Genomic DNA, 18,093 nt, shown 5'->3' on the forward strand with positions numbered 1-18,093 from the left:
CCTTGCGAGCCATTTGATGAACGATCGTCGCACCTTTCTCAAGCAGGCCGGCCTGCTTGCGGCCGCCCTGCCCCTCACAGGCCCACTGCTGCCTGCCGCCCAAGCGGCGGCTGCGCAGCCTGCAACCGCCAGCGACTGGGCCGGGTTTCGCAACCTGTTCGAGCTGGACCCGGCGTACGCGCACTTTGCCAACTTCCTGATCACCTCGCACCCACGGCCCGTGCGCGAAGACATCGAGGCGCTACGCGCCCGCTTCGACCACCACCCGGCCCGCATGGTCGACTGGGACAGCCAATCGGAGTGGAAGCACGAGGCCGCCGTGCGTGAATGGGCAGCCCGCTACCTCGAAGTGACGCCCCGGCAAATTGCCCTGACCGGCAGCACCACCGAAGGCCTGGGGCTGATCTATGGCGGGCTGAAGATTGCCCCGGGGCAGGAAATTCTCACCACCGTGCACGAGCATTCGGCCGCCCGCCATACCATGGGCTTTCGCACCACGCGCGATGGCACACCGGTGCACCGGTTGCGCCTGTTCGACGACCCCGCCAAGGTCAACAGCGACCAGGTACTGACCACCATCGCCGCAGCCATCGGGCCGAAAACACGAGTACTGGGCATGACCTGGGTGCACTCGGGCAGTGGCGTCAAACTGCCCGTGGGCGAGATCGGCGCGCTGGTGCGCGAGGTCAATCGCCAGCGTGACGAGCAGGACCAGATCATCTACGTGATCGACGGTGTGCATGGCTTTGGCGTCGAAGACATGCGCTTTGCAGATCTCAACTGCGACTACTTCATCGCCGGCACGCACAAGTGGATGTTCGGGCCGAGAGGTACGGGGATCATCTGCGCGGCGTCCACCGAACTGAAGCAACTGAACCCGACCATTGCCACGTTTTCCGAAAACGAGGACTTTGCCACGGTGATGACGCCCGGGGGTTACCACGCGTTCGAGCACCGCTGGGCCTTGGGCAAGGCGTTCGAGCTGCACCTGCAGCTGGGCAAGGCGGCGGTGCAGGCGCGGATTCATGGGCTTAATGGCTATCTCAGGCAGCGGCTTGAGGCGCTGCCGGGGGTCGAGTTGGTGACACCGCGCAGCACGCAGTATTCGGCGGGGTTCACCTTCTTCCGGGTCACGGGGCAGGATGCTGACGAGGTGGCCCGGTATCTCAACAGCCAGCGCATCGTGGTCGATGCGGTGTCCCGGGATGTCGGGCCGGTGGTGCGGACGGCGCCTGGGCTGTTGAATACCGAGGCGGAGATCGAGCGATTGGTGGATATTCTGAAGCGCTACCTGCGCGCTTGATGGTTGCCAGTACCGGCCCTATCGCCGGCAAGCCAGCTCCCACCCCGACCGCACCGACTTCAAGTCATGTGCGGTGCCTGTGGGAGCCGGCTTGCCGGCGATAGGGGCGCAACGCGCCCCCGGCGAGCTCAAGTCAGGACTGGCCACCGACCCGCTTCAACCACTCCCCGACATCCCGGTAAATCCCCTCCACCTGCCCCACAATCCCCGACATGCGCAAGAAGTCATGGGTCAACCCCTCCACCCGGGCAAAGGTCACCGCCGTCCCCCCCGCTACCAGCCAGTCACGATAGGCCATGCCCTCATCATGCAAGGGGTCATATTCGGCCACGAACAGGTAAGCTGGTGCCAACGGCTGGCGCAGCGTCGACAGCAACGGCGATACCCGCCAGTCAAGGCGCTGCTCGCGCTGCGGCGCATAGTGCTGGTAGAACCACTCCAGGGTAGGCGTCTCCAGCAGGTAGCCCTCGGCATGCTCGCGATGGGACTCACGCCAGCAGGAGATATCGGTCACCGGGTAGAACAGCAACTGTGCCAGCGGCTTGAACGCCAGCGCCTCGGGCTGCTCCACTGCCGTAGTGGCCAGCACCGCCGCCAGGCTGGCACCCACGCTGTCCCCTGCCAGCACCACCCGGCGGTTGTCCAGGCCCAGCGACGCCGCCTGCTCCGCCAGCCAGTTGGCGGCGTCCAGCACATCGTGCAGGGCTTTCGGGAACTGCTGCTCCGGTGCCAGCCGGTAGTCCGCCGCCAGCACCGCGAACTCGCCCAGGGCCGCCAGGCGACGGCACACCGAGTCATGCGAATCGAGGCTGCCGACCACATAGCCGCCGCCATGCAGGTACAGGATCACTGGCTGCAAGGCAGCACCAGCATCGCCCTGGCGGTACAGGCGAGCAGCCAGGCGGGCACCGTCGCGCGCGGTAATCTGCAACTCGCTGACCCTGACGTTGCCGGGCGGGCTCGGGTCGAGTAACTGCGAGCTGCCTTCGAACTCGGCACGGGCCTGGGCCACGTCCATCGCGTGCATGGGCAGGCTCCTGCCCGTCAGCCGGCCAAATTCGACCAGTTCCAGAAATGCCGCCAGATCAGGGTGCAGTGCCATGTGGGTTCCTTGGGTGAACAATGTGACTCGAGCCTCCCTACGGGACGTAGCAGCACACCGAAAAATTACCCGCCCACACGGCTAAATCGTTGGTGCAAGCACTCGTTATCCCTGCACAACGAAAGACCGCCAGAGGCATACCGTGGACCTTCAGAGCATCCTCAGCAAACTGTTCGCCAACGCCCATGCCGTCGGCATCGAAGGCGTTTTCCAGTTCGTCTTCGGCCAGGACCGGGCCTTCTGGTCGGAGGTGCGCGACAGCAGCCGCACCGGTGCCGGCCGGCACAGCGCCCCGGACGTTACCATCGAAGTGGCCGAGCGTGACTTCATCTGCATCATGGGTGGCACCGCCAACGTCGAAGAGTTGTTCGCCAGCGCCCGGCTGAAGATCAGCGGCAACATGGGCCTGGCCACCCTGCTGCCGCAGATCATCAGCAACGTCCGGCGCGGCGCGCCGGCGACCAAGGTGTCGATGAACCAACGCTACCCGACACCGGCACGCCTCAGCGAACGGGTGTCGGCCGCGCAACCGGTGCAGCGCGAGGTGGCACGCATTGCCCGCGCCGACATGCCGCTGGCGCGCTTCCAGGGCGAATACCTGGCGCACGGCACGCCGGTGGTCATCAGCGATGCCCTGCAGGACTGGCCGCTGTTCACCATGGGCCGCGAAGCTTCGCTAGAGCATTTCGCCGAACTGCAGGGCATCACCCGGCACGGCGACTACGTGAAGAAGACCTTCTCCACCGACCGCGACTTCCGTTCCACTTCCATGGCCGACTTCATCGCCTCGCTGGACACCCCTGCCAAACCCGGCGAAACCCCGGCCTACATGGGCAACAACATCGTGCCGGAAAAGCTGCTGACGCTGATTCGCTACCCGCAGTACTTCGCCCGCGAGAAGTTCATTGCGCCGCGCATCTGGATCGGTCCCAAGGGCACACTGACGCCATTGCACCGCGACGACACCGACAACCTGTTCGCACAGGTATGGGGGCAAAAGTCGTTCATCCTTGCCGCACCGCACCATCGCCCGGCCCTGGGTACCTGGTCGACCAGCCCCAAGGGCGGCCTGGACGGCTGCGACTTCAACCCCGACGCCCCGGACTACCAGCGCTTCCCGGCGGCGCGCGAGGTGCCGTTCCTGCGCGTGGTGCTGCAGGCCGGTGACCTGTTGTTCCTGCCCGAAGGGTGGTTCCACCAGGTGGAGTCTGTGACCACCTCGCTGTCGGTGAACTTCTGGGTGAATTCCGGGCGCGGCTGGTAGCCGGGATTGCCAGGGGGCGCTTTGCCCCCCCTATCGCCGGCAAGCCGGCTCCCACAGGTACAGCGCAAGCCTTTCGGTCGGCGCAGTCCCTGTGGGAGCCGGCTTGCCGGCGATAGGGCCGCGCAGCGGCCCCGGCAATCGATCAGACCGCCGCGATCAACGCCTCGGCAAAGCGCTGCGCGACCTCATCGATCTGCTCGCCACTGATGATCAACGGCGGCAGGAAGCGCACCACCGCCCCATGCCGCCCACCGAGCTCCAGGATCAGCCCGCGCTTGAGGCACTCGCGCTGCACCTTCGCCGCCAACTCACGGTTGGCCGCCGGATGCCCAAGCGCATCCCTGTGGCCTTGCGGATCCACCAGTTCCACCCCAAGCATCAGGCCACGCCCGCGAATATCACCCAACTGCGGATAGTCCCGCTGCAACTGCTGCAGGTGCTGGCGCAGGCGCTGCCCCATGGCCTCGGCATGCTCTGCCAGGCGATGCTCGACCAGGTAATCGATCACCGCCGAACCCGCCGCCATGGCCATCTGGTTACCACGGAAAGTGCCGGCGTGGGCGCCCGGTTTCCAGGTGTCCAGCCATTCGCGGTACACCACCACCGCCAGCGGCAGGCTGCCGCCAATGGCCTTGGACAAGGTGACCACGTCCGGGATGATGCCGGCATGCTCGAAGGCGAACATGCGCCCGGTACGGGCGAAACCGCTCTGGATCTCATCGACGATCAACGCCACGCCGGCCTGCTCGGTGATACGGCGTACACCCTTGAGCCACTCGATATCGGCCGGAATCACCCCGCCCTCGCCCTGCACCACCTCGAGGATCACCGCCGCTGGCAGCGGCACGCCGCTTTCCGGGTCGAGCAGCAGGGTTTCCAGGTAATGCAGGTTGGCCCTGACCCCGGCTTCGCCGCCCAAGCCGAACGGGCAACGGTAGTCGTAGGGGTACGGCATGAACTGCACACCGTTGCCGAGCAAGGCCCCCAACGGCTGCTTCGGCCCATGGCTGCCCATCAGGCTCAGCGCCCCCTGGCTCATGCCATGGTAGGCGCCCTGGAAGGCCAGCACGGTGCTGCGGCCGGTGGCGCTGCGCACCAGCTTCAGCGCTGCTTCCACCGCATCGGTACCGGTCGGGCCGCAGAACTGGACCTTGGCTTCACGGCGTAACGCCTCGGGCAGCACGCCGAACAGGTCCTGGACGAAGCGGTCCTTGACCGGCGTGGTCAGGTCCAGGGTGTGCAGTGGCAGTTCATCGGCCAGTACCCGCTGGATCGCCTCGACCACCACCGGGTGGTTGTGGCCCAGCGCCAGAGTGCCGGCGCCGGCCAGGCAGTCGATGAACTGGCGGCCTTCGACATCCTCCACATGGATGCCACGGGCGCGCTTGAGTGCCAGGGGGATGCGCCGCGGGTAGCTGCGGGCGTTGGACTCCTGTTGTTGCTGGCGTTGCAGCAAGGGTGAATCGGTGAACTCGTACAAGGCACGCGGCGCGCTGGCCGGCGGGACCTGGGCAAGGCAGGAAGCGGTGGACATGGGTGAATCCTCGCAAGCAAGCGAAAGTGCTGGTGTTCGTCGCTTGGAAAACGCTTGAGTGCGGGGAGGATTTAGCGGTTGCTGTGGGATTTTTGAAAGCAGGCCCGGCCTCTTCGCGGGTAAACCCGCTCCCACAGGATTGGCACAGATCTCAGGGTTGATGCAGTACCTGTGGAAGCGGGTTTACCCGCGAAGAGGCCGGCACAGGCAATAAAAATCAATTCCCCGAGCGCGCCGGCACCTGCAACAACACCCGCAACCCATCACTGCGGCTGTCGAACTTCAGGCTACCGGCACAACGCTGCACGATCGCCTGTACGATCGCCAGCCCCAGCCCGCATCCACCACTCTGCCCGTTACGCCAGAAGCGCTCGGTCAGGTGCTCAAGGTCCGCCTCGGCAATCCCCGGCCCATGGTCCCGCACCATGAAGCCCACCTGGCCGTCAGCCATCTGCACCTCAAGCTCCACCGCCTCGTCGCCGCCATGGCGCAAGGCGTTGTCCAGCAGGTTGCGCAGCGCCGCCACCGCCAACGGCGCAGGCATGCCCAGGTAGATCTGCGTAGCGGCGTCAGGCAAACGCAACACGATGCGCCGGTTGTCACCGCCGCCGGCATCCTGCACCGCCTGCCGGGCCACCTGCTCGGCGCTGCACTGCACGCCATCCTCGAACGACAGGCTGCCTTCCACCCGCGCCAGCATCAGCAACTGCTCCAGCGTGCGGTGCATGCGGTCGGCGCCCTGCTCGGCATGCTCCAGCGCCTGCTCGCGCACGGCGCCATCGGTCATCCGTGCCACCTGCAGGTGGGTCTTGATCGCCGTCAGCGGGCTGCGCAGTTCATGCGCGGCATCGTCGGTCAGGCGCCGCTCACGCTCGATGGTCTGGGCAATGCGCAGGAACAGCTGGTTCTGGGTTTCCAGCAACGGTTGCAGTTCGCTGGGCATGCCCGCCACCTGCAGCGGCTCGACGCTGTCCGCGCGCCGGCGGCGCAGGGCATCGCGCATGCGGTTGAGCGGCTCCAGGCCCTTGCCCAGGCCGATCCACAACAACCCCAGGCTGCCAAGCAGGGCCATCAGCACCGGCGCCGAGGCCGCCAGCAGGATAGACTGGTTCAGTGCCTCGCGCTCCATGTGCCGGTCGGCGGTAGTAATGCGCACATCGCCATGGTTGTAGGTAAAGGTGCGCCACAGCGCGTCGTCGATAGTCTGGTCTCGGAAACCACTGCGTTCATCGTCCATGACGCCATCGTGCTTGTGGTTGCTGGCGAGAATCTCGCCACGCAGCGAGCTGACCTGGCAAGCCATGCCGTCCGGCACGCTGAACTGGTCGGCGGAAAAGTGCGCCTCCCCACCCTTGGCAGTCAGCGGCTGCGGCAGCTGGTCGATCAGCCCGGCGACCATGCGCGCCGAAGCCACCAGGCGCTGGTCGAGGGAGAACATCATCTGCTGGCGCAGGTCGCGCAGCATCCACGCGGCGGCCAGCGCCCAGATGATCACGAAGGCGCTGCCCAGGATCAGGCTCAGGCGTACCCGCAGGCTCATGATGCGGCCTGCTCCGGCGCCTGCGCCGGGCCCAGCCGGTAGCCCAGGCCGCGCACGGTCTCGACGATGCCGTTGCCCAGCTTGCGCCGCAGATGGTGGATATGCACGTTCAGGGCATTGCTCTCGACTTCGTCGCTGAAGCCGTACACGCAGTCTTTGAGCTGCTCGCTGGACAGCACCCGCCCGGGGTTCTGCAGCAGCGCCTGGAGCAATGCCTGTTCACGCCGGGACAGGTCGACCGGCTGGCCGGCCAGGGTTGCCTCGCAGCTGCTCGGGTCATAGCGCAGCGGGCCGTGTTCGATCACATTCACCGCCCGCCCGGCCACCCTCCGCAGCAGGGTGTGCAGGCGAGCAGCCAGCTCGCGCAGGTCGAACGGCTTGAGCAGGTAATCGTCGGCGCCGGCCTGCAGGCCATCGACCCGGTCGGTGACCGCATCTCGGGCAGTGAGCACCAGCACTGGCAGCGTCTCGCCTTTCTCGCGCAGGCGGCGCAACAGCTTCAGGCCGTCTTCGTCGGGCAGGCCAAGGTCGAGGATCATCACGTCGAACTGCGCGGCCTGCAGCATCGCCCGTGCATCGGCGGCGTTGCCCACACGGTCCACGGTCAGGCCCTGGGCGGTAAGGCCGGCGCAGATGCCGGCGGCGATCAGGTCGTCGTCCTCGCAGAGCAGAACGTGCATGGTGGGGCTCCCGGAATGGTGTAGCTGGCATTGCACCTTGGGCGGATTAAGGGGGGATTATGGACCTTTTGTGGGGGATTGGGGATGTATGGCGCCTGCGGCAACGAGCACCGCGCAACTGCCACACGCTCCCGGGAGCGACAAACATTTAAAGCCCCACCCAAGGCCCACCCCGACAGCCTAACTCCGCCGAACACGCCGGAAACGAAGTCGCATTTTCCTACAACTGGCTCAGAAACTTCGGATCCGAATCCATGATGGGATTTCCCCCTGCACACGCTGTCAGGGAGACACCTCATGTACCTGGATTACCTCGTGCCCTCCTGGCACGAGATCGAGTCACGTGTCATCGCCATGGTGGGCTACCAAAGCGGTGGCCAGTTCCGCACCAGCCTCAATGAAGAGGTCGCCTCGCTAGGCCTCAACCTGCGCCGGATAGAAGCCGTCCGCACCGCCTTCTACCACGCCGAATGGCAGGCGGCGCACATGCTGCGCCAGCGCTTCGCCGACCTCGACATCAACAGCATCGTCGACGAACTGCTGATGGTCGTGCGGCAGATGGCGATGATCGTCGCCGGCAGCACCATTACCGGTGGCCTGCTTGGCGCGGGGGTTGGCGCATTCGCCGGCGGCGCCGGAACCATTCCGTTTGCCGGCGCGGGCGCGGCCATGGGCCTCAAGGTCAGTGGCTGGATCCTCGGCGCGCTAGGGCTGGCTTCCATCGCCGAGTTCTTCATCGAGGGCTTGCCGCGTATCGGCGAGTACTACGTCGACGGCATTCGCTTCGCCTGGGAAGGCACCTGCGGCAATGAAGGCACGGGCCCGCTCTGCCGGGACGACCCCTATGCGATATCCCGGGCGACGCATCAGATTGCCCAAGCCCACGTGGAAGTCGTGCTGCTGTTGTTGGGGGCGATCGTGTCGTACCTCACCCGCGGCCGCGGTGATGCCCGGGTGCTCGCGCAGGAGATGGCGGCCAGCCGCAAAGGTGCGCGGCTGGGGCAATGGATGCTCAAGCATGAAGAGGGGTTGAAGAAACGGCCGGACCTGCAGGTGCCGGAGCGGCGCAAGGGGGCGGTGGGTGAGCCGCAACCGATGCAGCCTGATCGGCCGGCAGGGAAAGACAAGGAGCCCTCGACAGGGAAGCCCGGTAGCATGCCGTTGCATACCGTGGCGTGCTTCAAGGCCGACAAATTGCCACCCGCCAAGCATGGCGAGTTTGAACGGCAGTTGAAGGGGCAGCAGGATGGGTTGAATCGGCTGACGGTTGAGGAGTTTTTAGAAAACGTTGCCAATCCCGTAAAGCGAAACCCAATTGTAGCGCGCAAAGCTCGTAAACAGATGCAAGACAAGTTAGAGCAACGGATACTGGACGACTTGCCAGACGATTTGAGCCCACGTGAAGCCCAAAGGACGGCTGCAAAATTAGCGAAGGAGACGATGGCAACGCTCGCGGCATTGCACAACCCGGACCTGACCGCTGGAGGAAGAGATGTCATTGCCGATTTCGGTGACAAACAAGTCAACTCCACCATTGGCCCACAGTGGAAAAGCAAGATCAAGGGTATACAGCAAGCTGCCGAAGAAGCATTGAAATCAGGCGGAGATGCCTCCTTCATGAACATCAAACTGGTCAAGTGCTAGATTGATATGGAGCCAAATGATGGATGACGTCTATTCCGTCTTTATCGATACAATTGGACCACCTATTCACAAGCAAGAGGTTCCTCCTTCAACCATCGAGCGTTACAGGAGAAAGCTGCCGAAGAAATTATTGGAACATTGGACGACACATGGCTGGTGTGGATATGGTGATGGTATTTTTTGGACCGTCGACCCCCAAGAGTATGAAGGCGTCGTTGCATCTTGGATTGACGGTACGTCCCTGGCCGAACATGACACCTACCATGTGATCGCGCGCGGGGCGTTTGGCGACCTCTACTTATACGGAGAGAGAACCGGTTTCTCACTATGCATTGCGAGCCATATCTCACACTATTGCGGCAACAACCGCCGAATAGCAAACATTGACAGGCACGTTCAATCTTTCTTTCTACAGGTTAAAAAGGACAGCAATGACTTCGAGGATTTATTCGAACCGTCAAGAAACAATCTAGGCCCACTCAATCACGATGAAATGTATGGTTTCGTCCCCGCACTCGTCTTCGGCGGAAAAGCAAGACTGGAGCGAATTAAAAAAGTAAAAACAATTGAACACTTGATTATGGGCGGCGGCAAAAACTGAGTGCAACACCTGACCTTTCCGGTACGGTGCTGCCCCTATGTCTTATTCCGAACTCAGCGTTGAAGAACGCGCCACCATTCAAATCGGTCGTACCCAAGGCTTCAGCCTGCGCAGGATTGCCTGCTTGATCAACCGATCCCCTTCGACCATCAGCCGTGAGCTGCGCCGTAACCGAGGTGCTTGCGGTGGCTACTCGGCCCGCCTGGCCCAGCAGCAAATGCAGGCCCGCCGCCAACGCTGTCGACCGAAACGAAAGCTCTTGCCGAGTAGTGAGCGCTTCCAGTTGGTGGCCCATATGCTGCGCGAGCGTTTGTCTCCCGAGCAGATTGCCGGCAAGCTGCGCAGCATGAACATTCCCAGCCTCAGAGAAGCCTACGTCTGTCGCGAGACGATCTACAACGCGATCTATGCCCTGCCAGTGGGTGAGCTGCGTAAGGAGCTGATCATCTGTCTGCGCCAAGGCAAGACGACGCGCCGACCGCGCTCTGGTGGCGTGGATCGGCGCGGCCAGATCCCCGAGATGGTCAGTATTCATGTGCGCCCGCCGGAGATTGAAGACAGGCTGATGCCGGGGCATTGGGAAGGCGACCTCATCAAGGGCAAGGCCAACGCCTCGTGTGTAGGCACGCTGGTGGAGCGAACCAGTGGCTACCTGATGCTGGTAAAGATGAACGACGCGACGGCGACCTCGGCGATGGAAGGCTTCAGTGCAGCGCTCAATGGCATGCCGCTGGCGATGCGCAAGAGCATGACCTACGACCAGGGCCGAGAAATGGCGCGGCATGCTGAAATCACCCAGCAGACCGGGGTGGCAATTTACTTCTGCGACCCGCACAGCCCCTGGCAGCGCGGCAGCAACGAAAACATCAACGGCCTGATTCGCCAGTACTTGCCCAAGGGCACAGACCTGTCGGTACATAGCCAGGAGGAGCTGGACGCCATTGCCTTGCAACTGAATATGCGTCCCCGTAAGCGCTTCGATTTCAAATGTCCGATCGAAATGATGAGTGAGGTGATGCAAAAGGCCATGGCTATGCGGCACGATGCGCCCACTTCAATCCAATAACCGTGTTGCACTCAGCTTCTGCAACCGCCATGCTTTCACAACTTTCGGCACTGGTACCCTACAGCTTCTCCGACTTCTAAACACTAAAACGGACTTAATCAAATGGACGTCATCTTCAGCATCTTCCTCGAAACCTTCGGCGACCCCGTCGGCCACCAACCAGTACCGCCCTCTGCCCTCGATCATTACCAAGGCAAACTCCCCAATCGTCTCCTGGATTACTGGCAAGAGCACGGCTGGTGCGGCTACGGCGGTGGTCTGTTCTGGCTGGTAAACCCTCAGGATTACGAAGACGTAGTAGCGTATTGGCTGTCAGGCACGCACTTCGAAGCACGCGACACTTATCACCTCATCGCCCGTAGCGCTTTTGGCGACCTGTACCTGTGGGGTGAGAACACCGGCTCGGTGCTGACCATTGCGGCGTACCATTCCCGTTACCTCGATGGCGCCCACAGCTCAGGCGACGAAGAGCGGGACAACAAGATCCACGGCCTGCTCATGTGGCTGATGACCGAATGCATCTATTTCGACGACCTGTTCGAACCCGCCAGGGAACGGCTCGGCACGTTGGCCGCAGACGAAATGTATGGCTTTGTTCCTGCCTTGATGCTGGGAGGGTCAGACAGCCTCGAGCGGCTTGAAAAGCTCAAAGCAGTCGAGCATCTGGTACTGCTCGCCCAACTGAGCGAGCTTCAACCCTATGAGCTGGCTGACGAAGAAGATGAATAGGCCCTGACAAGTGCGTTCACCGGTGCACCGCATCAGGCTTGTCGACATCCAGCAGCACACCGGTATCCGGCACTTCTACCCTGACACAACTCGCCGGGTTGGCCTTGACCACCGAACGCGCCCCTTCATCGCCGGTCAGGCGCGCAAGCGCCGGCCAGAAATCGCGCCCGAACAGCACAGGGTGCCCTTGCTGCCCTTCATGGCAAGGCAACACGATGGTCGACGCGCTGGCCCTGGAAGCCAGCCGGGCAAGGGTTGCCTGCTCCAGCCAGGGCATGTCACCCAACAGAATCGCTACTGCCTGCGCCTCACTGTCGGCCAGCGAGGCGGCGCCGGCCGCCAGGCTATGGCCCATGCCCAATGCGAAGTCCGGGCTGGAGATGACCCGGCACCCCGCAGGCAGCCCCAGATCCACGCCCCGCTCCCCCTCGCGCAACACCACCCGCACATCGTCGAACACTGCACAGGCCCGCTCCACGCTGTGCACCAGCAAGCTGCGACCATCAACCAACAGCGCCCGACGCTTGTCAGCCCCGAAACGCACGCTGCTGCCAGCAGCCAATATCAGTGCAACCACACTCACAGCGCCACCCGCTCGATACCATTGCGCACGCGAAGGATATCGGCCAGCACCGCCAAAGCGATCTCGGCCGGGGTCTTGCTGCCCAGGTTGAGGCCGATCGGGGCGTGGATGCGGCCCAGTTCGACCTCGCCCAGGCCACCGATCCGCCGCAGGCGTTCGCGGCGCTTGTCGGAGGTCACCCGGGAGCCCATCACACCGATATAGAACGCCTCGGTGCGCACCGCTTCGAGCATGGCCAGGTCATCGATCTTCGGGTCGTGGGTCAGCGCCACCACCGCGGTGTCGGCATGGCAACCGCCATGGGCGATGAACTCCGATGGCAGCTCGCGACGCACCTCGATGCCATCCAGCCGCACGCCGTCGAGCACTTCGTCACGCGGCTCGCAGAGGATGACTTCAAAGCCCATGCCCTTGCCGAACTCGGCACAGAAATGCGCGACGCTGGAGTACCCGGCCAGCAGCAGGCGCTGGGCGGCCCCCACACGCAAGCGTACACAGGCACTTTCACGCTGCACACGCGGCCCCTGGCTGTGGTCATCGGCAAGCAGGCGCCTGCCCTCGGGCAGGCTCACTTCACGCAGCACACGGCGCTGGCCCTGCAATGCGCTTTCCAGCTCACGCAGGTGCGCCTGTACCTCGCATTCGGCCGGCAGGTTCTCCACCAGCACTTCCAGCACGCCGCCACACGGCAGGCGGATACTCGAACGCGAGTCGCTGCCATCGCCATAACGCACGATGGCCACCGGCTCGGGAAACTCCCCCCGGCCCACGCGCTCGAGAAAGTCGTCCTCGACGCAACCACCGGACAGCGAACCCAGCCACTGCCCGCTGGTGTTCACCGCCAGCAGCGAACCCGGCGCACGGGGCGCCGAGCCGTAGGTGGCGAGTACCGTGCACAACCACACCCGCTGGCCGCCGCACGACCACTGCAACGCCTGGCGGACCACCTGTAGATCGAGATGCTGCACCCTTTACTCCGCCTTCAGCTCGGCGAGCTGCTGTACGCTCAGGTCACCGGGCAATCCACCCCAGGCCTGGCGCAGGTAGTTGACCATATCCGCCACCTGCTGGTCATCGAGCTTGTCGGCAAAGCCCGGCATCGGCTGCATGCGCTCGAAGCCGGTGAACTGCTGTTCACGAATGCCTTCGAGGACCACCTTGACCAGGTTGCGCGAGTCGGCCTGGCGTAGCACCGTGTTGCCGCGCATGGCCACGGCGATGTGCGGCTTGCCCTCGCCGTCCACCCCATGGCAGCCGGCGCAGACGTTCAGGTACTGCTGGCGGCCGCGCCTGGCGCTGTCGCTCATCTGCTCCAGTGCCACCGCCTGAATGGCCTTGGCCGACGGTGGCTGGTCGCCCAGCAGGTAGGTGGCCATGGCCGCCAGGTCGGCATCCTCCAGGTGCTGGGTGCTGTGGTGCACCACCGGGAACATTTCGTTGAACATGCTGCCCTGAGCACTGATGCCGTGCTTGAGGAAGGTGGTCAGGTCCGGCTGGGTCCAGCCGCGCTCGGCCAGGTCCTGGGCCAGCAGGCTCGGGGCCAGGTAGCCACCCAGCAGGCCGCCGCTCAGGCGCTGGTCTTGCTGCAACGCACCGATCGGGTTGCGCGGGGTATGGCACTCGCCGCAATGGCCCATGACTTCGACCATGTACTGCCCACGCTGCCAGGCCGGGCTTTTGCCCTCGGTCGGCTGCAACTGCACGCTTTTACCGTACAGCATGTTCCAGCCGCTCAGCCCCTGGCGCACGTTGAACGGAAAGCGCAACGCAGTCTGCGGTGCCGGGCGGTTGATTGGCGGCACGGTCATCAGGTAGGCGAGGATCGCGTCCGAATCTTCGCGCTTGATCAGGTGGTACGAGGTGTACGGCATCGCCGGGTAGAGGTTGGCGCCGTCCTTGCGCTTGCCCTCGGTTACCGCGGCGAAGAATTCGTCGGCGCTGTAGTTGCCGATGCCGTACTGCTTGTCCGGGGTGATGTTGCTGCCGTAAATGGTGCCGAACGGCGAATGGATCGGCAGGCCGCCAGCATACGGCGCACCGCCTTCAGCGGTGTGGCAGGCCATGCAGTCAGCCGCGCGGGCCAGGTATTCACCGCGCTTGACCTGCGCCTGGTCGGCTGCCTGGGCAAGCGAGGTAACGGCAAGCCCGAGAGCCAGCGCCATTGCGCTACGAACAAGACCCATGCTCAACCCTCCTTGACCAGGCCGAGGTCGTTGAGCACCGTACGGGTGGCGTCGTAGTAACGCACGTAGCCGGTGCAACGGCAGATGTGGTGGCCCAGGCTCGCCTCGATGCGATCCTCCACCTCGCTCTTCTTCAGCGGCTGGCGCTGGGCGGTTTCCACCAGCACCGTGGCGGCATTGACGAAGCCCGGCGCGCAGTAGCTGCACTGGAAGGCGAACAGGTCGACGAACTTCTGCTGGATCGGGTTCAGCGTGAGGTTGCCGGCCTCGTCCTGTTTGGCATGGCCCTCGATGGTGCGGACCTTCTTGCCCTCGAAGTAATGCGCGCCGGTAATGCAAGTACGCACCTCCTCGCTGGTGCCGTCGGGGTTGTCGACGATCACCACGCAGGCGTGGCAGATGCCCTGGCCGCAGCCCAGGCGCGAGCCGGTGAGGTTCTGGTGTTCGTGCAGGTAGTCGATCATCGCCAGGTCGTCGGGGACCTCGACCGGGCCGACCGGTTGACCATTGAGGGTCAGTTGCAGTGGACGGTTAGCCATTGAGGGCCTCCTTGATACGGGCTGGGGTGATGGGAAGATCGCGAACGCGCTTGCCGATGGCATGCGCGACAGCATTGCCGATGGCCCCCACGACCGGGATCATCACCACCTCGGCAATGCCCTTGGACGGGTCGGTCGGTGACAGCGGCGGTAGGATTTCACTGGTCTGCTGCCAGACCGCCACGTCGCGCGCATGCGGCAGGCGGTAGCGGTTGAAGTTCCAGTCGCCCTCCCCGGGCCCGCCCTCGTACAACGGCATTTCTTCGGTCAAGGCATGGCCGATGCCCATGGCGATACCGCCCTCGAGCTGGCCCTTGACCAGTTCCGGCACAAGCACCCGGCCGCACTCGACCCAGCTGTGATGGTTGAGTACCTGCACTTCGTGAGTGCCCTTGTTCACCTTGACTTCGACAATGGTCGCCACCGGGCTGTAGTAGGTGACCATGGCGTTGTTCAGCTGGGTGTCGGGGTAGGCGGCGTTCTGCCGGTCGAGCAGGTGGTAGCCGTGGCTGCTCATCTGCGCCTTCTTGGCGCTCACCGCGCCATCGCCGTATTTGACTGCCACCGCATCGAGCGGGAAGCGTTCGCGCACGCCATCGATGACGAAGTCGGCCTCGGCCCAGCTCCAGCGGTTGAAGCCGTGCACGCTGACGCCGGTGACCAGGCCCATTTCATGGGCCTTTTGGGCCAGCTGGGCGAACGGGATAGGTGACAGGCCGTTGCCGGTCAGCTCGCCGTTGACCCATACCGCATTCTCGCGGCGCACCACCAGCGGGTTGGCCTGGCCGCCGTACGGGCCCTGGCGCCAGATGGCCATGGCCGCCGGCCACAGACCGTGGTTGAACAGCACGCGTGCCGCTTCGCGGGTGGCATGGCTGAAGTAGAAGGCCGAGTTGGTCGCCGACGACGGCGAAGCAAGCTTGCCGACCCAGCGCGGGTTGCGCAGCGCGGCGTCCTGCTCGGGCTGGCTGATCAGGTACGGGTTGCCGCTGGTGGTCAGCTGCAGCTCCGGCCATTCGGTGACCGCGGTCTTCACCTCGTCGGCCGAGCGGCCGAGGAAATCGCTGACAACCAGGGCCTGGGAGGTGGACATGCCGGTACCCAGCTCGGTGCCGATGTGGCGCAGGCTGATGCGCCCGTCGCGGCTGAACTCGATGCTGGCCATGGGGGCTTCGGAGCCGGTGCCGAAGTCTTTCTGGCAGATGGCAAAGCCCACGCCATACCAGTGGTCCGGGTCCTTGGCATCCATCTGCTGCTTGCGCGTGTCGCGGTTGCGCCACCAGTCGTGCACGGCGGCCTTGTCGAGAATCTCGTACAGGCGCAGGGCGCCGGCCGGGACCGCGCCCTGGGTGTTCTTCATGCCCGACTTCAGCGCGTTGGCGCGGCGCAGGTCGATGGCATCGACGCCCAGGCGCCCGGCGATCTCATCCACCATCATTTCGGTGGCGGCCATGGTCTGCAGGGTGCCGTAGCCACGCATGGAGCCGGCCTCGACGCCACGGGAATGATAGGCAGTGACCGACAGATCATTCTGCGGCATGTAGTAGATCGACTGCGCCGCCGTGGCGCCGACCGCCGCCACCGAGGGGCTGTAGTTGATACGCCCGCCGCCGTCACAAGTCATGTCGGCGCGGAAGATCCTGAAGCTGTTGTCCTTCTTGTCCACCGCCAACTGGTAGCGGATATCGAAGGCATGGCGCTTGATACCGCTCTGAAACTGCTCGTAGCGGTCGTTGGCCAGGCGGATCGGCACACCGGCGCCATACAGCGCGGCCACGGCGGCGTAGAAGACGAAGATGTTGTTGTCTTTCGAGCCGTAGCCCACGGTATAGCCCGGGTGCATGTTCAGCGTGTTCAGGGCGAAGCGCGACGGCTTGATCATGTGCACGCATTCCTGCGCCACTTCGAACGGGCACTGGGTCGCCACCACAAAGTGCAGCGTGCCGCTGGCCGGGTCGTACCAGCCGTTGCCGTTGTCCGGCTCCAGGGCGGCCGGCTCGATGGACGGCGTCTTGTAGCGCTCGTCGAACACCAGCCAGTCCTCGGGCGGGTTGTCCAGCTGCTCGGCCATGCGCTTGGCGTAGAACAGGCCCTGCTCGGTCAGGTCGCCATGCTGGTTGGGCTGCTTCGACCACACCGGCTTGCGGTTGAGGATGGTAGGGAACAGCATGGAATTCTTCAGGCTGGAGAATTCATCGTCGTCGAACGGTGTGGCACCGCCCACGCGCACGAAGCGGAAGCTGCCGTAGGGGTCGCGCTGGTACAGCGGCGCCTGGGCGCCATAGCGGATCGCCTGGTCATTGAACTGCAGCTTGCGCTTGGCCTGACGGAAGCGCTCGAAGTCGTGCCAGATCAGGATCGCCACCGGGTGGCCGATGAACATAGGCACCTTGCCGGGCGGCAGCAGCGGGTCGGGCGAGTGGGCCTCGGGCCAGGCGATGCCGTCCTTTTCCAGGTCGGCAGCGGTGACGATGCGGTCCGGCTGCAGGTCGGCGCCAAGCAGGCTGAGGTCATGGCCGGCATAGATACGATCGGCCTTGGTCGCCTTGAGCAGCAGCGCATGGCCCTGCTGTGCGGGCCAGCCGGGCATGTCCTTGGCACGGATGTCGCGAGCGAACACCTTGTCGCCGCACACCTTGGACAAGGCATCGTTACGGAAACGTGCCTTGCCATCATGGTTCATCCACTTCTGCGGCGAGGTGGTGACGCGTTCCTCCATCAGCGCGGCGAATGCCTGGCTGCCAAGCGGCGCCATGGTCACGCCGACACCAGCGATCAGGCCGCCTTGCAGGAAGGCGCGCCGGGAAATATCACGGTTGGACATGCTTGATCCTCTGGGCAGCAGGGGGTCTGCCCTTTTTTTGATTCTGGTACTAGCCTGAAAAGCTGACCTGTACGTCAACTTTACAGCAATTGTGTTGGCGCAGGCAAAGTCAAGCCGACAATATGTCGCGACATGTCTGGGATCTGGGGCGGAATTTGCTCTGGGGCTGGTAGGCGTTCGTCTTAGGATCTTCGGCGCTTGGGAGACCGAGCGCCGCCCGCGCGGCGCTTCGCAGCACAAGGCTGCTCCTACATCTGTTTCGGGCCAGTAACGCCTGTGCCAGTGCACGCGACCGCCTTGTTCGTACAACGCGATATCGAGACATGCGCCAAAGCGTTCGCGCACAGACCTCATAGGAATAATTGGCCCGAAACAGATGTAGGAGCAGCCTTGTGCTGCGAAGCGCCGCGCGGGCGGCGCTCGATCCCCCAGGCGCAGACAATCCCACGGCAAACACCTGCAAGCCCTGATGCGCCCCCCCTGACCAAAAACCAGAGTTAA

Annotated in this window: 15 protein-coding genes; 6 read left to right on the forward strand and 9 right to left on the reverse strand. The window is 64.1% G+C overall.

Annotated elements, in window-relative coordinates:
* Positions 1-16 precede the first annotated feature (16 nt).
* Entirely contained in the window at positions 17-1,303 is a 1,287-nt protein-coding gene (locus ACK56M_RS19950) for an aminotransferase class V-fold PLP-dependent enzyme (RefSeq protein ID WP_411958952.1), read from the forward strand.
* Positions 1,304-1,436: 133 nt separating this feature from the next.
* Here the strand turns inward: ACK56M_RS19950 and ACK56M_RS19955 are convergent, their stop codons facing one another.
* On the reverse strand, positions 1,437-2,405 hold the full coding sequence (locus ACK56M_RS19955) for an alpha/beta hydrolase (protein ID WP_280168114.1): 969 nt from the start codon (positions 2,403-2,405) through the stop codon (positions 1,437-1,439).
* A gap of 142 nt (positions 2,406-2,547) precedes the next feature.
* On the opposite strand from ACK56M_RS19955, the gene ACK56M_RS19960 reads away from it, so the two are divergent.
* The gene (locus ACK56M_RS19960) at positions 2,548-3,669 is read left to right on the forward strand and encodes a cupin-like domain-containing protein (protein ID WP_061304257.1); all 1,122 of its coding nucleotides are present in this window, start codon (positions 2,548-2,550) and stop codon (positions 3,667-3,669) included.
* Between the two features lie 142 nt (positions 3,670-3,811).
* Here the strand turns inward: ACK56M_RS19960 and ACK56M_RS19965 are convergent, their stop codons facing one another.
* The 3 genes from ACK56M_RS19965 to ACK56M_RS19975 all read right to left on the reverse strand — a co-directional run bounded on the left by ACK56M_RS19965 (position 3,812) and on the right by ACK56M_RS19975 (position 7,423).
* Complete coding sequence (locus ACK56M_RS19965; RefSeq protein ID WP_061304259.1) at positions 3,812-5,203, reverse strand: aspartate aminotransferase family protein; 1,392 nt, start codon at positions 5,201-5,203, stop codon at positions 3,812-3,814.
* Between the two features lie 217 nt (positions 5,204-5,420).
* A complete protein-coding gene (locus tag ACK56M_RS19970) occupies positions 5,421-6,743 on the reverse strand; it encodes an ATP-binding protein (protein ID WP_015271115.1) in 1,323 nt (440 codons plus the stop codon).
* Complete coding sequence (locus ACK56M_RS19975; RefSeq protein ID WP_015271116.1) at positions 6,740-7,423, reverse strand: response regulator transcription factor; 684 nt, start codon at positions 7,421-7,423, stop codon at positions 6,740-6,742. Before ACK56M_RS19975 ends, ACK56M_RS19970 begins: the two co-directional genes overlap by 4 nt.
* A 297-nt stretch (positions 7,424-7,720) precedes the next feature.
* Here ACK56M_RS19975 and ACK56M_RS19980 point away from each other — a divergent pair, with 297 nt between their 5' ends.
* The 4 genes from ACK56M_RS19980 (at position 7,721) to ACK56M_RS19995 (ending at position 11,463) form a co-directional block, all read left to right on the forward strand.
* Positions 7,721-9,067, forward strand: a complete 1,347-nt coding sequence (locus ACK56M_RS19980) for a DUF6861 domain-containing protein (RefSeq protein WP_411958953.1) — start codon at positions 7,721-7,723, stop codon at positions 9,065-9,067.
* Between the two features lie 19 nt (positions 9,068-9,086).
* The gene (locus tag ACK56M_RS19985) at positions 9,087-9,668 is read left to right on the forward strand and encodes a GAD-like domain-containing protein (RefSeq protein WP_411958954.1); all 582 of its coding nucleotides are present in this window, start codon (positions 9,087-9,089) and stop codon (positions 9,666-9,668) included.
* A gap of 37 nt (positions 9,669-9,705) precedes the next feature.
* Positions 9,706-10,734, forward strand: a complete 1,029-nt coding sequence (locus ACK56M_RS19990) for an IS30 family transposase (RefSeq protein WP_188258425.1) — start codon at positions 9,706-9,708, stop codon at positions 10,732-10,734.
* A gap of 102 nt (positions 10,735-10,836) precedes the next feature.
* Complete coding sequence (locus tag ACK56M_RS19995) at positions 10,837-11,463, forward strand: GAD-like domain-containing protein (RefSeq protein WP_015271119.1); 627 nt, start codon at positions 10,837-10,839, stop codon at positions 11,461-11,463.
* Between the two features lie 16 nt (positions 11,464-11,479).
* Here the strand turns inward: ACK56M_RS19995 and ACK56M_RS20000 are convergent, their stop codons facing one another.
* Genes ACK56M_RS20000 through ACK56M_RS20020 form a run of 5 tightly spaced genes read right to left on the reverse strand, consistent with a single transcriptional unit; the run spans position 11,480 to position 17,592 of the window.
* Complete coding sequence (locus ACK56M_RS20000) at positions 11,480-12,046, reverse strand: NTP transferase domain-containing protein (protein ID WP_015271120.1); 567 nt, start codon at positions 12,044-12,046, stop codon at positions 11,480-11,482.
* A complete protein-coding gene (locus tag ACK56M_RS20005) occupies positions 12,043-13,014 on the reverse strand; it encodes an XdhC family protein (protein ID WP_015271121.1) in 972 nt (323 codons plus the stop codon). Before ACK56M_RS20005 ends, ACK56M_RS20000 begins: the two co-directional genes overlap by 4 nt.
* Before the next feature lie 3 nt (positions 13,015-13,017).
* Entirely contained in the window at positions 13,018-14,229 is a 1,212-nt protein-coding gene (locus ACK56M_RS20010) for a cytochrome c (protein WP_015271122.1), read from the reverse strand.
* Positions 14,230-14,231: 2 nt separating this feature from the next.
* Positions 14,232-14,768, reverse strand: coding sequence for a (2Fe-2S)-binding protein (locus ACK56M_RS20015; RefSeq protein WP_013973477.1), 537 nt, complete (start codon positions 14,766-14,768; stop codon positions 14,232-14,234).
* Positions 14,761-17,592 (reverse strand): xanthine dehydrogenase family protein molybdopterin-binding subunit, encoded by a 2,832-nt coding sequence (locus ACK56M_RS20020; RefSeq protein ID WP_015271123.1) that lies wholly within the window; start codon positions 17,590-17,592, stop codon positions 14,761-14,763. Before ACK56M_RS20020 ends, ACK56M_RS20015 begins: the two co-directional genes overlap by 8 nt.
* Between the last annotated feature and the right edge of the window lie 501 nt (positions 17,593-18,093).

The organism is Pseudomonas sp. s4 (assembly GCF_046764235.1).
GTDB lineage: Bacteria > Pseudomonadota > Gammaproteobacteria > Pseudomonadales > Pseudomonadaceae > Aquipseudomonas > Aquipseudomonas asiatica.

What these genes read in the sequence shown, in the direction of transcription:
- ACK56M_RS20020 (WP_015271123.1), bottom strand. Translation starts at nt 17,592, where the DNA reads ATGTCCAACCGTGATATTTCCCGGCGCGCCTTCCTGCAAGGCGGCCTG.
- ACK56M_RS19980 (WP_411958953.1), top strand. Translation starts at nt 7,721, where the DNA reads ATGTACCTGGATTACCTCGTGCCCTCCTGGCACGAGATCGAGTCACGT.
- ACK56M_RS20010 (WP_015271122.1), bottom strand. Translation starts at nt 14,229, where the DNA reads ATGGGTCTTGTTCGTAGCGCAATGGCGCTGGCTCTCGGGCTTGCCGTT.
- ACK56M_RS19955 (WP_280168114.1), bottom strand. Translation starts at nt 2,405, where the DNA reads ATGGCACTGCACCCTGATCTGGCGGCATTTCTGGAACTGGTCGAATTT.
- ACK56M_RS19995 (WP_015271119.1), top strand. Translation starts at nt 10,837, where the DNA reads ATGGACGTCATCTTCAGCATCTTCCTCGAAACCTTCGGCGACCCCGTC.
- ACK56M_RS19990 (WP_188258425.1), top strand. Translation starts at nt 9,706, where the DNA reads ATGTCTTATTCCGAACTCAGCGTTGAAGAACGCGCCACCATTCAAATC.
- ACK56M_RS19950 (WP_411958952.1), top strand. Translation starts at nt 17, where the DNA reads ATGAACGATCGTCGCACCTTTCTCAAGCAGGCCGGCCTGCTTGCGGCC.
- ACK56M_RS19970 (WP_015271115.1), bottom strand. Translation starts at nt 6,743, where the DNA reads ATGAGCCTGCGGGTACGCCTGAGCCTGATCCTGGGCAGCGCCTTCGTG.
- ACK56M_RS19975 (WP_015271116.1), bottom strand. Translation starts at nt 7,423, where the DNA reads ATGCACGTTCTGCTCTGCGAGGACGACGACCTGATCGCCGCCGGCATC.
- ACK56M_RS19965 (WP_061304259.1), bottom strand. Translation starts at nt 5,203, where the DNA reads ATGTCCACCGCTTCCTGCCTTGCCCAGGTCCCGCCGGCCAGCGCGCCG.
- ACK56M_RS19985 (WP_411958954.1), top strand. Translation starts at nt 9,087, where the DNA reads ATGGATGACGTCTATTCCGTCTTTATCGATACAATTGGACCACCTATT.
- ACK56M_RS20015 (WP_013973477.1), bottom strand. Translation starts at nt 14,768, where the DNA reads ATGGCTAACCGTCCACTGCAACTGACCCTCAATGGTCAACCGGTCGGC.